We start from the raw sequence: 12687 nt of genomic DNA, 5'->3' as shown, positions 1-12687 counted from the left end.
ATCAGGAAAGAGGTTCGCGCCGCACGACGGTCATCGGCTGCTCGGGCGCGGCGGGCCGGTCATGCAGCCGCGCGCCCTTGAGCCACAGCCGCAGCGCTTCCCAATGAATGCCGACGATGACCTTCAAGGTCAGCAGCGGATATGAAAGGAACAGCCGCGCAAGCCCCGCGTCGGTCAGCGGCACGCGGCGCGCGCCGAGTCGCGCGTGCAGCACCGCTGCACCGGCCGCATCGGCTGCATCGGCTGCATCGCCGACAACGTCACCGATCTCCGATGACCGCTTCGCGGCCTCCGGTGCGCCCGTGTCTTCCACGGTGATGCCGAGGGACATCCCTGGCCGGTCGGCGTGCGGCGGCTCGATGCGGAAGCGATAGCGGAGCGCCATGCCCAGGAAGGGCGAGACATACAAGCGCTTGTCGCTCCGCTGCTCGATCAGCGTCGCGTCGCGCTGCTGGGGCTCGACCTCGATCAGATAGCTGTGGCGCTCGCCGAAGGTGTTGTTGACCTCGTAGATGACCGCTTGCAGCCTCCCGTCGGGCGCATCGCAGAACCAGACGCTGAGCGGATTGAAGGCGTACCCGAGCAGTCGTGGCATCGTCAGCAACCGGATCGCGCCGCCGACCGGCAAGCCGGCCTCGACGAGACGGGCTTGGACCTGCGCGCGCAGTCCCGCCACGTCCGCTGCCCGTCCATCCCCGTGGTCGGCCGGTCGGAAGCTGAAGAGGTTGAAGCGCCCCACCGAGAACCACCGCAGGCGCGCGTCCATCGCCGGCAGCTCGTCGAGGTCGAGCAACAGCATGAACATCCCGTAGCTCAGCCGATGGCGCAGCGGGCGCAGGCGCTGATGCATCACCCGTCCGCGGTAGATCGCGGAGTTCATGTCGCCACCATGCCCGCTGGATCGACCATATGCTTCGGTGCCGGCAAGTGGATACGGCCGGACTCGTCGGGCACGGTCCAGGGCCGGCGCACGCCGCCGAGCGCCTCGGCCACCGCGAGCCCCGCCTGCAGGCCGTCCTCATGGAAGCCCGACCCGAACCACGCGCCGCAGAACCACGTGCGCTGCTGCCCCTGCAGCGACCAGAGCTCCCGTTGCGCGGCGATGCCGGCCGCGTCGAATCGCGGATGTTCGTAGACCTCGGTCCGGATCAGGTGCTCGGGACGCGGCGCCACCGTCGGGTTCAGCGTCACGAACAGCGGCGCGGCATCGGCGCCCTGCGGCAGATGCGGCTGCAGGCGGTTCATCCAGTAGGTGACCGTGGGCGGCGCCAGCTCCCCCGGCGCGGCGGACCCGGAAGATCCCCCGCGCGACCCGAGGTAGTTCCAGCTCGACCACACCGCGCGGCGGCGCGGCATCAGCGCGGGGTCACGATGCAGGACGGCGAGGTTGCGTGTGTACGGGAAGGCCGACAGCAGGCGTTGCTCCGCGTCGCTGGGCGCCTGCAGCATGCGCAGGGACTGGTCCGCATGCGTGGCGAGCACGACATGGTCAAACAGGCCCGTCCAGACGCCGCGCCGGGTGCGCAGGCGCACGCCGCCCGGCTCGCGGGCGACGGCAATCACGGGTTCGTCGCGATGGATGCGATCGGTGAAGGTCCGCGTCAGGCGGCGCACGTACTCGCGGCTACCGCCGTCCACCGTGCGCCAGACCGGCCGATCAGCCACCTGCAGCAGGCCGTGGTTCTGGCAGAAGCGGACGAAGGCGGCCACCGGGTAGCGGCCGATCTCCGCCGCGGTCGTCGACCAGATCGCCGCGCCCATCGGATAGAGATGGTCGTCGCGGAAGGCGCGTCCATAACCGCCCCGGTCGAGGTACGCGTCCAGCGCCATGTCGCCGCAGGTCTGGGCGTCACGTGGCGCCTCGCGGTAGAAGCGCAGCAGCTCGCGCAGCATCGACCAGAAGCGCGGCCGCAGCAGGTTGGCGCGCTGGGCGAAGAGGCCGTTGAGATCGGTGCCGGCGTACTCCAGCGCGCCGCCGTCCAGGCTCACCGCGAAGGACATGTCGGACGCCCGGGTCGGGACATCCAGGTGGCGGAACAGCGCGCTCAGGTTGGGATAGGCCGGTTCGTTGTAGACGATGAAGCCGGTGTCGACCGGGACGGTCGCGGTTGAAGCCGAAGCCGCGGCCGGCGCATCGACCGTGTGACTGTGACCGCCGACCCGGCCCTCTGCCTCGAAGACCTGCACGTCATGCCGTTGCGACAGCAGCCAGGCGCAGGACAGCCCGGAGATGCCGGCTCCCACGACGGCGATGCGCCAGGGGCGGCCCTCGGGGTGAGGCGGAAACTGGGGAGCTGTTGCTTCGGTGCGGTCCATCGTCGCGTCCTGGGAATGTGTGCCTTGTACGCGAGCGATCGGGTTTTGGATTCCTCGGCCCCCTCACGTGGGCGTGCAGAGGGCGGGATCAGGTGCCGTTCCCGTCATTGGCGAGGCGTCGGCGGGCGTCACCGAGGAATCGGCGCGTGAATTCCTGCCGACTCCTGGGCGACAAACGCCCGTTTGGCGATCCTGTCCGCGGTAGGCGATGATCCGAGTCGCCGTTCGCCGCGTATCAGGGTCCATGGGCCAGTCACGTCGCGAACCTCCGACCACCGTCCCGGCCACCGGGCCGGACGGGGTCACGTCCACGTCCACACTGTCCCGGGTCCGACATTTGAAGATCGTTCCGCTCGATCCGACGCGCTCCGCCGCGCCCTCGCCGTCCGAGCCGGACTGGCCGGCGCTCATGCGGCGCATCGCGGAGCATCAGGACCGCGAGGCCTTCGGGCGGGTCTTCGCCCATTTCGCGCCCCGGCTCAAGAGCTACCTGATGCGCACCGGCAGCAGCGACGCCGCGGCCGAGGAGCTCGTGCAGGACGCGCTCGTGACGGTCTGGCGCAAGGCCGCGATGTTCGATCCGGCGCAGGCCGCCGTCTCGACCTGGATCTTCACCATCGCGCGGCGCCTGCGCATCGACGCGGCGCGCCGGCATCTGCTGGATGGCGCCGGGGACGAGTGCTTCGAGTTCGATCACCTGCCGGCCGACCAGGCCGACGTGGCCGACCACGCGGATGCGTCCCGCCAGTGTCGGCGCGTACGGGACGCCCTGTCGCGCCTGCCGCCGGAGCAGGCGCAGGTATTGCGCCTGTCCTTCTACGACGACGAGCCGCATGCGCGGATCGCCGCGGAACTCGGCTTGCCGCTGGGCACCGTGAAGTCGCGGATCCGGCTCGCCGTCACGCATCTGCGCAAGTTGCTGGAATCCTGATCATGTTGCCGCCCGATATCCACCATCACCCCGACGACGAGCTGCTGCTGTCGTTGGCCGCCGGCGGTCTGCCGACCGGCATCCGCCTGGTGACGGAGGTTCACCTGGAGCTGTGCGCCAGCTGCCGCGAGCGGGTGGCGATGTTGCGCGCGGTGGGCGGGGCGATCCTCGAGGAGGAAACGCCCGTCGCGATGCGCGACGACGCACTGGCGCGCGCTTTGGCGCGGATCGACGCGCTGGAGGCGGGAAACTCTGATGACGCGTCAGCGGCTCCGCGCAAGGTCCCCGCGCCGCCGCCGCTGCCCGCGGGTGCGGTCTGGCCGCGCGCGCTGGCCGATTGCAGCGCCACGCGCTGGCAGTGGCTCGGCCCGGGCATGCGCTGGAGCCGGGTCAGCGTGCCGGGTGCGCCCGAGGCCAACCTCTTCCTGCTGCGCATCGGTGCGGGCAAGTACCTGCCGCCGCACACGCATCGCGGCACCGAGCTCACGCAGGTGATCTACGGGCGCTTCCATGACGGCCGCGCGCTGTTCGGACCGGGCGACTTCGACCTGGCCGACGGTGAGGTCCACCACCAGCCGGTGGTGCAGGAAGGCAGCGAATGCATCTGCATCGCTGCCGTCGAGGGCCGCCTTCACTTCGACGGGCTCATCGCACGCTGGTTCGGGTCGCTCGTCGGGATGTGATGCGGGCGGTGAGCACCGCCGCGATGCCGGACGACACGCTGCTGATGACCGTGCCCCAGAGCAGGTCGACCGCGGTGATCAGCCAGGGCCAGTCGCGCAGCGTGGCCTGATTGGTGAAGTCGTAGGTCGCGTAGGCGAGAAAGCCGAACAGCGCGCCATGGGCGAAGGCTAGCGCCGGGCGGCCTCGCCGCAGGCTGGGCGCGATCGCGAAGAACACCAGCCCCACGATGTACAGCGGATAGAAGATCGCCACCGCGCGCCAGTCGACCTCGGTGGCCATCAGATGGCCGATGCCGGGGCGGTAGAGGCTGGCGGTGGCGGTGCTCAGCCACACGGCATCCATCGCGAGGAACACGGCCAGCGTGAGCGCATAGGCCAGCGGCCAGCGCCAGGCCGGAGCGGGCTCCGCGAAGAAGCCGGTGGCGGCCGGGGATCCGGTCGAAGCAGTCATCTCGATCTCCTGGGGCCGCGTTCAGGGCAGCCGGTAACTCAACACGCGTCCGCCCTTCACCACGGCGTCCAGCCCGATCCAGCGGCCATCCGCGCGATCACGCCACAGCGTGATCTGCTGGCGCTCGGCGGCCTTGCCCGACGTCGCCGGCGGAGTGGCCGTCAGGCGCCAACGCGTCGCCTCCACGTCGCGCCCGTTCACGGCAATCACGCCGTCGGGCAGGCGCTCGACGCGGAGCTCGTCGAACTCGCCGGTCTGCGGATTCAGCAGCCGCTGCTGTCGCACGAGCGCGGGGTTCCAGTAGGCGTAGCTCATCGGGCAGTCGGGGTCCGCGAAGGTCTTGTCGACCTGCACCGGCTTGCCGTCGTCGTCGGTGCGGCTCTGCACGGATTGCAGGCAATCGCCGCGCCAACGCTCCTTGGCCTCGTGGCGGTACCGGAAGACCGTCAGGCCGAGGAGCTTCACATCGAAGCGCGCGGTGCTTTGCACGGTGCGCGCGATTGGCGCCTCGGTGCCAGCAGCAGTTGCTGCCGCGACTTCCTCGACGACGAATCGATGCGTGCCGATCGGCTTGCCGTCGAGGCGGACCTCGAAGTCCCAGGTCGCTGCGCCAGCGGCGGCGGCCCATGCGACTGCAGCGCACGCGGCCACAAGACGTGGCGCCCTCATCGCGCCGCGCCGCGTCGGGGCGGCCAGGGAATGAAGGCGCTGGTGCGGGCGATGTAGTCGCGGTAAGCGGGACGGCGCCCGCCGATGTCCTTCTCCAGCAGCGTCACACCGCTGACCTTGAGCAGCAGGAAAGTCATCAGCAGCGGCGAGGCCAGGCACCACGCCGCGGCCCAGCCGCCGGCGCTCAGGCCCATCACGCCCAGCCCCCACCACACGCAGGTCTCGCCGAAGTAATTGGGATGACGCGAATATCGCCACAAGCCGGTGTCGAGCACCCGGTCGCCGTGACCTGGCGAGCGGCGGAAGCGCGCGAGCTGCGCGTCGGCGACGGCCTCCATCAGCACCCCGACGGTCGCCATCGCTGCCCCCAGCCCATCCCAGAAGCTCCACGGCGCCCGGCCCTCCCCGCTCGCGACGAGCTGCGGCCAGGTGACGACCCAGCCCAGCACCGCCTGCAGCAGGAACACCAGCCACAAGCTCTTCAGCGCGAAGCCCGGTTGATTGCGGGCGCGGATGGCCTGGTAGCGGCGGTCCTCGCCATGGCCCCAGTTGCGCGCGGTCACGTAGACGGCCAGCCGCACGGCCCAGGCGATGGTGATGGCGAGCATCACGAGGGCGCGCGTGTCGCCACCCCGATGGAAGACGTAGAACGCGGCAGGCGCGGCGATGAACAGCGACCAGACGCGATCAGCAAGGCTCGCGTCCTCGCGTGCGATGCTGACCAGCCAGGTCGGCACCGCGATCGCGACGGCGATGAGCAATCCCAGGAGAGCGGTGCTCCACATGGCTCAACGGGCGCTGGTGCGCCGCGGCGCGAAGAGGTAGTGGCTGACCCACCACTGCTGCCCGCGGTCGTACGCGAAGAGCTCCTCGACGGAGAGCAGGAAGAGCCGCCAGCGCTGCCACCACATGGGGGCGTCGGCGGCGCCATAGACGGATTCGAAGACGGGCATCAGTTCGCCGCGATGCGCGTCCAGCCGCTGCAGCCAGGCGGCGGCGGTGCGCGCGTAATGCCGGCCGTCCCAACGCCAGCGCTGCTGCAGCGCGAGGTCGTCCTGACACAGCAGCGCGAGGTCATCGCTGGGCATCATGCCGCCGGAGAAGAAGTGCTGGCTCATCCAGTCGGTGGCATCGCGAACCTCGAAGGCATAAGGCGCATCGCGGTGCGCGAAGACATGCATGAAGAAGCGGCCGTCGTCGCGCAGCCAGCCGGCGACCTTGCGGAAGGCCTGCGGCCAATTGCGCAGGTGCTCGAACATCTCGACGGAGACGATGCGGTCGAAGCGCTTGGCGAGCGCGCCCACATCGGGGTCCTCGCCTTCGCCGAAGCTGTTGAAGTCGCGCGTGAGGACGCGCAGGTTGCGCAGACCGCGGTGGGCGGCCTTGCCCTCGATGAACTCGCGTTGGGACGCGGAGTTGGAGATCGCGAGGATCTCGGCATTCGGGAAGTGCGAGGCCATCCAGAGGCTGAGCGATCCCCAGCCGCAGCCGAGCTCGAGGATGCGTTGGCCGTCGGCGAGTCCGGCGCGGGCGGCGGTCTCGGCGAGCGCGGCTTCCTCGGCGGCCTCGAGCGTGTCGACGCCCTCGGGCCACCAGCAGCAGCTGTACTTGCGCTGCGGGCCGAGCATGGCCTGGAAGAGCGCGGGCGGGAGTTCGTAATGCTGCTCGTTGGCCTTGTCGGGGAGGACGGCGAGTGGCGCGCTCTTCAGCGAGTCGAGGAAGCGCTGCGTGAGCGCGGCAGCGGTCTCGTGGTCCTCGTGATGGGATTCATCGAGGCGCTGGCGCAGCAGGTGGCGGATGCCGAGCCGCAAGGCCGGATCGGGCAGGAGGCCGCGTTCGGCCAGACGCATCGCGAGCGAAGACAGGGCGAGATCCATGGCGTGACCTGGGAGGGGTGACGCCTTGTTCTACGTAGGAAAACGGGGTTTGGATCATCAACATCGCCTCATCCCACGCCGTCTTCTCTCCCCATCCGCTTCAATCGCCATTGCAGCCAGACGAGCTCAATCGCCAGCAAGATCGCGCCGGCAAAAGCAATTGGCCAGATCGATCCTCGCAGGATCGCCTGATAGATCGCGACGATGCCGATCAGCATGCAAACGCCGTGAAGGACGAATTCGATCGCGAAGCGCTTGAAACTCTTCATGGCTTCTCGTTGTCCGATCAGATCACTCGGGCCACGACGTTCGCGCAGAACGCGGTGAACACACCGAGGATCGCCCCGGCGCCCACCTGCCGAAACAGGCGAATCCCCCAAGGCCAAAGACCGAAGCCGCCAAAGAGGATAGGCAGCGCGCAGAGCAAGGCGACCAAGGCCCATTCGCGCCAAAGGTAGGTTTGCAGGAGAAACATCGGGATGGCGATCGCGATGACGATGAATGCGTCGACCGACATTTCTCGCAGGGCTAATTTCGTCCCGTGTTGCATGGTCAGAGCCTTGAAAAGACCATCGCTACGCTGAATCGGTTTCAGGCCGCCACTCGGATTCCAGGCGGTCCCGCAGCAAAGTATCGTTCCATACCCCTCGAATCGATAACCGACGCTGCTCCGCGGTCAAATCACCGACCTTCCACTCTTCCTGGCCATTCCACAGCCACTACACGTCAACCATTCGCGTGGCAGGATTCATGACTCCAGCGCGGAATGTCGGAAAATCCTTTTCAGCAGCCGACAACTCGACATTTCCAACGATAGAAACAATCCCTTGATCCACTGCCGCGCCGAGAGGGAAGAAACATTGAAAAACAGACGCACCCACCATCAACTCCGTCAGGGACGACGGGCGGGCCTCATGGAAGCCAGCGAACGCCCGCAGCAATGCTCCATATTGCCGATGCTTGTGCGTGTAGTGCAAATAACTGAAGCCTCGATTTGTATTCAGTTCAACCACATCGCCAATCTTCAGACTTGCCACTTATTCACCCATCCCCAACCCGGAACGCATGAGACGAAGCCAAGAATTTCCACGTCCCGTCCATTTTTCACTTGGCCGCCGCCACTTCTTTACAGCGATAGCTCCAGAAATAGGAGCCATCACAACTATCAATGCAATAAGCAGGAGAAATAGGAAAGGAAACCTGTCGACGACGCCGGGAACAAAAACAAACACGAACATCATTGCCATGACAGCAATGTGAAGCCACTTGTACCACCTCATATGCGACGCTTCGTTCTGTCTACTCTGGCCAAAGACGCAGGGCCCGGATCGCCCTTGCGGTTGCTCCATTGCCGACGGTGATCGCTTCCTCGAGCGGTGTCCCGTCACCGGCGACGGGAATGCTAGAGGTGCACGTTCCTCTGGGCGTTGGGGGCAAACCCTGGCACCATCCGCCGATTCGCACGATCGTCACCCGCCTTGCTCACCGCCCTATTCCTCTGCATGAAGATCGCACTGTCCTGCGCCATCGTCGTGGGCATGCACGCCACGACAACACGCGAGATCGTCGATCTCTACGGTCGATCAAGGCTCGCGCTCGTTGGGTTGGGGGCGTTGTTCCTCGGCTTGTTCTCGAACTGGTTGCTGTCCGGGCCGCATCTCCTCGAATGGAGCTTCTGGACCTCGCTGGAGATCACAGATCACCTGACCGTCGTGGCATTGGCGTTCGGATTTGGCTTGCTGGTTCAAGTCCTGCGCTTTTGGAGTGCCGAAGTAAAGCCTTCCGGACGACGTCAGCTCAGAGTCTGAAGAAGTTATCCATGAACAACCATCTAAAGGCCAAATACGAGCAACACTTGGAATTCCTTGGCGAAGAGCTGGTGGACATCAATCAAGTCGGCTTGTTTGACTTGCAGATTATCCATCTGGCGTCATTTGCTGGAGACTGCGAGGACGTCGTGGAAGCTGCAAGACTCGGCGCCAATCTGAACGCCATTGGCGATCTGGGCCTTTCCCCGCTTCATTACGCGATCCTCGGTGGTTGCGCTCGGACGGTGAAACTCCTGCTGAGTCTTGGGGGCGACAAGTCGATCGAAAATGAGTTCGGCGAGTCTGCTCTTGAGATGTCGCGGATCTTGGAACTGCATGAAATCAGCGTCCTTTTGGGCAGCGCCGAGCTTGCTCCTTCATTCGGACACGATGCAGCTGGCCATGCGAAGCAGCGCTGGCTGGATTTCAAGGATATTCAGGAAGGAAATTGGGGCCCGTCGTGCGAGTAGCTGCCCTGTTCTCCTCCCGCGCCAACGTCATTGCCACATTGGCGGCTGCGGCGATCTCACTGCTCACCACTTGGCTCGCATTCGCAATATTCGCCCCTGAAGCATCCACGGTACTGCGTTTGCTCTGCAGCGCGATCGTGTGGATCTTGGGCGTTCCGCAATGGCTGAAGGCGCATGCCCAGTCTCCAATCGAATGGCTGGGATTGGCATTACTCGGGACACTGGTGGCACTTCTGTTTGCGTGGATCGATTGCCGAATGCTTGCTGCGCCGTGGGCGCATTCTTGCGGAGGCGGACCCGCCGGATTCAGCGCCCTCCTGACCTATTGTGCGTTCGCGGCAACGCTCGTTTTCCTAGGAGCGGGTGTACGGTGCGCCGCCCTTGTGGCAATTTCACCGGAGAGCATTCAGCAAACGAAAAACAACGAATCGAGAGATTAATTAAGTGCGAACCGCATCAATCGCATTCTTCTTGGCCATAAATCTGATAGATCTATAGTTGGCGCTTTTCACAACGACGCCGCAAATGATCGTAGTCCTTATATTCCTTGCCAGCTTCACTCCGTATCTATGGCATATAAAGCGCAATCGCAGGCAAGGCCGCGAGTCCTGAAAATTCGGACCTTGCCGTGGGAGGCAGCGCGGGCCGCACCGGCGGCTGGCGACAACTACATCTCGAACGAGCCTTGATCTACATCCAAACCCTTTGGCGCCTGACAACGCAATTCGCGGCGCTTTGCTGCCTGCTCACGTTCGGGCATGTCGGAGCCGTGCCCGTTGAACCTCCCGAAGCCGTGGCCAGGCAGTTCTTCGAGAAGCACGAGCGCTTCTGGATCGAATCGCCACCGGCCGGGCTCTACACCCCAGAACTCCACCAGCTTCTGCAGCGCAACAGCGACTGCCTGGACGACGGCGAATCCTGCGCGATCGATTGGGACTTCTGGACCTCCACGCAGGATCGCGCGGAGCTTCGCTGGATCCGTGTCACCCGTATCGTGGCGAGCGATCGTCAACGACAGGTCGACTTCGAGTACCAATGCGAGTGCGGTGACAGCGCGTCTTCCATCCAAACGGCACGCCTGCATCTGGTCAGACTCAATCGCGACTGGCTGATCGATGACGTCATTCGCGACAAGCGCTCTGTGAAGGCATTACTGCGCCGCGAGTTCACCACCCGCAGGACCACGACGACCAGCGACGCATTTGAGATTGAACCTCGTGACTGACCGCACCAAAGACACGCCCAATGGAGACACCATCGGCGGATTCCTTGCGGCGACTGTGATCGCGGCTGCCTGCCTGGCGATGCTGTCGCCGATTTCGGGCCGGGACGAGCTTGTCGATATGCTTCTCACGTTTCTGGTCGTCTTTCCGTTCACCGTAGCCGCGACCCTTGCGCTCGGCGTTCCAGCCTTTGCCTTGGTCAACCACTGGAATCTTGTTCGCTGGTGGTCGGCGATATTGGGAGGCGCGGTCATCGGCGCGCTGGCCATCGTCATCGTGAGCGAGGGCAATGTCAGCGGGGCTGGTATGCCGATCTATGGCGCCGCAGGCGCTTTGGCAGGGCTCTCGTTCTGGGTGGTTTGGCGCCGTAAACACAAGGCAGGGCGACGACACGGGTCAGACCGTCCAGCGGCCGACTGACGCAGATCACGGGGGCCAACCGCTCAAGACAACAGATCAGAGTTCATGCGAATCCTCGACACCCTAACTCGCCGCCATCGAATGAAGGCGCTGCTGGTCGCGCTTCCTTTGCTGGTCACCAGTCACGTCGCTTGCGCCTCTGGGAAGCTGGTGGTGCTCCGTTGAGCCAAATTTCTCATACTCCTGAATCTCGGGAAATGGGACCAACGTCTTCGGACACCGAGACGTGCGGTATTTGCCCAATTACCATTCAAATCTTCTTCGATCCCAAAATGCACGGACTTGTTCCTCAAGCTACAACTCCTACTTGGCTTGGGCCCGACGCGAGGGAATCAACCGCATGGGAAGATGAGATCGCATTGATTCAGAGCGGCGGGCAAGGCAGCCGACGCTGGACGAATGCCCAGCTCAAGGAACTACTTACAACGGGGAGAGTATCGGGATTTGTTAGACACCACATCAACAGCGTACGGGGAAGTCCAGGGTATGCGAGCAATCCGAACAACATCAAATTCACAGACCCGTACAGTCATTTCTGGACGGAACACAATGGCAACTACGCACCTCCAACCTAAGGCCCATTGATCAGGAGATTATGTGCAATCAGATCTAAAGAATGCACTAGAGCGCGCGGCTCTACTCGGCCATCAAACAACAGCATTAGGCGCAAACTTGTATGGTCACGTACCACATGTCGCACCCGAAGCATGGCTGCATATAGTCTACCGAGGCCTCACACCCGCCGAGCGATCCAAGATGGAAGTTTCGCTAGGGCGGAGCATGCCTGCAAGCCTTAGCGAATTCTTCGCTAGCTCCAACGGCATCTCCCTATTTTCGAGCCACCTCGATATTTACGGATTAAGGAGCGATTACACCCGAACTGGCGACGCGCGATGGCAACCCTTCGATATTATCGATACCAACGTAACTGAACGCCCACGAGGCACTCCAAAAAACTGGATCCTCATCGGAAGTTATTTCTTTGATGGTTCATTTGTCGCCATTGACGCAAACTCCGAAGAGGTTTTTCGCCTAGCCCCCGGCCCTTCGGCGTCGCTCGTCAATACATGGAATAATCTGAATGATTTCATTAGCGCGGAGGTAACTCGACTGTCTATGCTATTCAACGACCATGGCCATCTGACAGTCGGCATTGAAAACACCGTGCCAAACTAGAGAAAATCAGCCTTGGAAGCCCAGCCAAGTAGTGGCGCACTCTCACGACCGGACGGTCGGCACATATAGGCTCACAACGCGGGGAGATAGTCCTATCCAACGACGGAAACTTCACGTCCCGCAAGTTTCTTCGCCGCATCCGACCCCACATAGGCGCCAAGGTTCTTATCAAGCTTCAGGCTACGCCGAACCCGCGTCATCACACTATCCGCCCAAGCAACGAACGCGGGATCGCGCTCGACCGATCGGTGTTGCTTGTGGTAATACATCCGCCCGTACCGCATCACATTGCCATCGTAGAACGGGCGCCAGAACTCAATTAAACAAGACTTCCTCAAGTCGATATGAACCTTAACGGGACTATCTCGTTCAACAACAATACTTCTTGCCAAATATCGCGGCGCCAAATAGCAAAACAACGAGGCCTTTCCCACTTGAGACAAGGGGATAGTCAAATCTTCAAGCGGCAGCAGATTCATAAGATCCGCATTGGCAACATCCGAGAGAATGTCGACATCTTCCATTTCTCGCATAATATCTTCAAGTGCTTGAAGATCCACGTCCGTTGCGAGGATGCTTAATTGCTTTCCCATACAGAAGTCCCTCAGAACGCTCAAACTACAGAACGAATGCGTTTGCCGGCAACCGCCACACGTATTACTT

18 protein-coding genes are annotated in these 12687 nt (G+C 63.6%); 8 read left to right on the top strand and 10 right to left on the bottom strand.

Annotated elements, in window-relative coordinates; all coding sequences use genetic code 11:
- Position 1: 1 nt before the first annotated feature.
- Together ACNI65_RS08985 and ACNI65_RS08980 are read right to left on the bottom strand one after the other, a co-directional pair.
- A complete protein-coding gene (locus ACNI65_RS08985) occupies positions 2-880 on the bottom strand; it encodes a DUF1365 domain-containing protein (RefSeq protein WP_416762492.1) in 879 nt (292 codons plus the stop codon).
- Entirely contained in the window at positions 877-2316 is a 1440-nt protein-coding gene (locus ACNI65_RS08980; protein WP_416762491.1) for an NAD(P)/FAD-dependent oxidoreductase, read from the bottom strand. The genes ACNI65_RS08985 and ACNI65_RS08980 overlap by 4 nt, the downstream gene beginning before the upstream one ends.
- A 337-nt stretch (positions 2317-2653) precedes the next feature.
- On the opposite strand from ACNI65_RS08980, the gene ACNI65_RS08975 reads away from it, so the two are divergent.
- Together ACNI65_RS08975 and ACNI65_RS08970 are read left to right on the top strand one after the other, a co-directional pair.
- Positions 2654-3247: a sigma-70 family RNA polymerase sigma factor gene (locus ACNI65_RS08975; protein WP_416762490.1), complete on the top strand. Its 594-nt coding sequence runs from the start codon at positions 2654-2656 to the stop codon at positions 3245-3247.
- Between the two features lie 2 nt (positions 3248-3249).
- Entirely contained in the window at positions 3250-3930 is a 681-nt protein-coding gene (locus tag ACNI65_RS08970; protein WP_416762488.1) for a ChrR family anti-sigma-E factor, read from the top strand.
- Here ACNI65_RS08970 and ACNI65_RS08965 read toward each other — a convergent pair.
- From ACNI65_RS08965 to ACNI65_RS08935, 7 genes are all read right to left on the bottom strand, one after another.
- Positions 3893-4381, bottom strand: coding sequence for a DUF2177 family protein (locus ACNI65_RS08965; protein WP_416762486.1), 489 nt, complete (start codon positions 4379-4381; stop codon positions 3893-3895). The two genes, ACNI65_RS08970 and ACNI65_RS08965, sit on opposite strands and share 38 nt — an antisense overlap.
- A gap of 21 nt (positions 4382-4402) precedes the next feature.
- The gene (locus ACNI65_RS08960) at positions 4403-5050 is read right to left on the bottom strand and encodes a DUF6134 family protein (RefSeq protein ID WP_416762485.1); all 648 of its coding nucleotides are present in this window, start codon (positions 5048-5050) and stop codon (positions 4403-4405) included.
- Positions 5047-5835, bottom strand: a complete 789-nt coding sequence (locus ACNI65_RS08955; RefSeq protein ID WP_416762484.1) for a DUF1295 domain-containing protein — start codon at positions 5833-5835, stop codon at positions 5047-5049. The genes ACNI65_RS08960 and ACNI65_RS08955 overlap by 4 nt, the downstream gene beginning before the upstream one ends.
- Before the next feature lie 3 nt (positions 5836-5838).
- Complete coding sequence (locus ACNI65_RS08950; protein WP_416762482.1) at positions 5839-6927, bottom strand: SAM-dependent methyltransferase; 1089 nt, start codon at positions 6925-6927, stop codon at positions 5839-5841.
- A gap of 68 nt (positions 6928-6995) precedes the next feature.
- Positions 6996-7196 carry a hypothetical protein gene (locus ACNI65_RS08945; protein ID WP_416762480.1) on the bottom strand — a complete coding sequence of 67 codons (201 nt, stop codon included), beginning with the start codon at positions 7194-7196 and terminating at the stop codon, positions 6996-6998.
- Between the two features lie 17 nt (positions 7197-7213).
- Complete coding sequence (locus tag ACNI65_RS08940; protein ID WP_416762479.1) at positions 7214-7477, bottom strand: hypothetical protein; 264 nt, start codon at positions 7475-7477, stop codon at positions 7214-7216.
- A gap of 169 nt (positions 7478-7646) precedes the next feature.
- Positions 7647-7964: a hypothetical protein gene (locus ACNI65_RS08935; protein WP_416762477.1), complete on the bottom strand. Its 318-nt coding sequence runs from the start codon at positions 7962-7964 to the stop codon at positions 7647-7649.
- Between the two features lie 465 nt (positions 7965-8429).
- Here ACNI65_RS08935 and ACNI65_RS08930 point away from each other — a divergent pair, with 465 nt between their 5' ends.
- The 6 genes from ACNI65_RS08930 (at position 8430) to ACNI65_RS08905 (ending at position 12024) form a co-directional block, all read left to right on the top strand.
- Positions 8430-8735 (top strand): hypothetical protein, encoded by a 306-nt coding sequence (locus ACNI65_RS08930; RefSeq protein ID WP_416762475.1) that lies wholly within the window; start codon positions 8430-8432, stop codon positions 8733-8735.
- A gap of 11 nt (positions 8736-8746) precedes the next feature.
- Complete coding sequence (locus tag ACNI65_RS08925) at positions 8747-9205, top strand: ankyrin repeat domain-containing protein (RefSeq protein WP_416762473.1); 459 nt, start codon at positions 8747-8749, stop codon at positions 9203-9205.
- Positions 9206-9890: 685 nt separating this feature from the next.
- Positions 9891-10430, top strand: coding sequence for a hypothetical protein (locus ACNI65_RS08920; protein ID WP_416762471.1), 540 nt, complete (start codon positions 9891-9893; stop codon positions 10428-10430).
- Positions 10423-10848 (top strand): hypothetical protein, encoded by a 426-nt coding sequence (locus ACNI65_RS08915; RefSeq protein WP_416762469.1) that lies wholly within the window; start codon positions 10423-10425, stop codon positions 10846-10848. Before ACNI65_RS08920 ends, ACNI65_RS08915 begins: the two co-directional genes overlap by 8 nt.
- Positions 10849-11045: 197 nt before the next feature.
- Positions 11046-11423, top strand: a complete 378-nt coding sequence (locus ACNI65_RS08910) for a hypothetical protein (protein ID WP_416763599.1) — start codon at positions 11046-11048, stop codon at positions 11421-11423.
- Positions 11424-11445: 22 nt separating this feature from the next.
- Positions 11446-12024: an SMI1/KNR4 family protein gene (locus tag ACNI65_RS08905; protein WP_416762467.1), complete on the top strand. Its 579-nt coding sequence runs from the start codon at positions 11446-11448 to the stop codon at positions 12022-12024.
- Positions 12025-12116: 92 nt separating this feature from the next.
- On the opposite strand, the gene ACNI65_RS08900 is transcribed toward ACNI65_RS08905, so the two are convergent.
- Entirely contained in the window at positions 12117-12617 is a 501-nt protein-coding gene (locus ACNI65_RS08900) for a hypothetical protein (RefSeq protein ID WP_416762466.1), read from the bottom strand.
- Positions 12618-12687: the final 70 nt, after the last annotated feature.

Source organism: Roseateles sp. So40a (assembly GCF_048081605.1).
In the GTDB taxonomy this organism is placed as follows: domain Bacteria; phylum Pseudomonadota; class Gammaproteobacteria; order Burkholderiales; family Burkholderiaceae_C; genus Roseateles.
Note: the sequence above shows the minus strand (reverse complement) of the source record. Positions and strands in the feature narration are given on the sequence as shown.

Excerpts from the sequence above, each read along its gene's own strand:
- ACNI65_RS08970 (WP_416762488.1), top strand. The coding sequence starts at position 3,250 with ATGTTGCCGCCCGATATCCACCATCACCCCGACGACGAGCTGCTGCTG.
- ACNI65_RS08925 (WP_416762473.1), top strand. The coding sequence starts at position 8,747 with ATGAACAACCATCTAAAGGCCAAATACGAGCAACACTTGGAATTCCTT.
- ACNI65_RS08940 (WP_416762479.1), bottom strand. The coding sequence starts at position 7,477 with ATGCAACACGGGACGAAATTAGCCCTGCGAGAAATGTCGGTCGACGCA.
- ACNI65_RS08960 (WP_416762485.1), bottom strand. The coding sequence starts at position 5,050 with ATGAGGGCGCCACGTCTTGTGGCCGCGTGCGCTGCAGTCGCATGGGCC.
- ACNI65_RS08900 (WP_416762466.1), bottom strand. The coding sequence starts at position 12,617 with ATGGGAAAGCAATTAAGCATCCTCGCAACGGACGTGGATCTTCAAGCA.
- ACNI65_RS08980 (WP_416762491.1), bottom strand. The coding sequence starts at position 2,316 with ATGGACCGCACCGAAGCAACAGCTCCCCAGTTTCCGCCTCACCCCGAG.
- ACNI65_RS08965 (WP_416762486.1), bottom strand. The coding sequence starts at position 4,381 with ATGACTGCTTCGACCGGATCCCCGGCCGCCACCGGCTTCTTCGCGGAG.
- ACNI65_RS08930 (WP_416762475.1), top strand. The coding sequence starts at position 8,430 with ATGAAGATCGCACTGTCCTGCGCCATCGTCGTGGGCATGCACGCCACG.
- ACNI65_RS08985 (WP_416762492.1), bottom strand. The coding sequence starts at position 880 with ATGAACTCCGCGATCTACCGCGGACGGGTGATGCATCAGCGCCTGCGC.
- ACNI65_RS08950 (WP_416762482.1), bottom strand. The coding sequence starts at position 6,927 with ATGGATCTCGCCCTGTCTTCGCTCGCGATGCGTCTGGCCGAACGCGGC.
- ACNI65_RS08955 (WP_416762484.1), bottom strand. The coding sequence starts at position 5,835 with ATGTGGAGCACCGCTCTCCTGGGATTGCTCATCGCCGTCGCGATCGCG.
- ACNI65_RS08945 (WP_416762480.1), bottom strand. The coding sequence starts at position 7,196 with ATGAAGAGTTTCAAGCGCTTCGCGATCGAATTCGTCCTTCACGGCGTT.
- ACNI65_RS08910 (WP_416763599.1), top strand. The coding sequence starts at position 11,046 with ATGGGACCAACGTCTTCGGACACCGAGACGTGCGGTATTTGCCCAATT.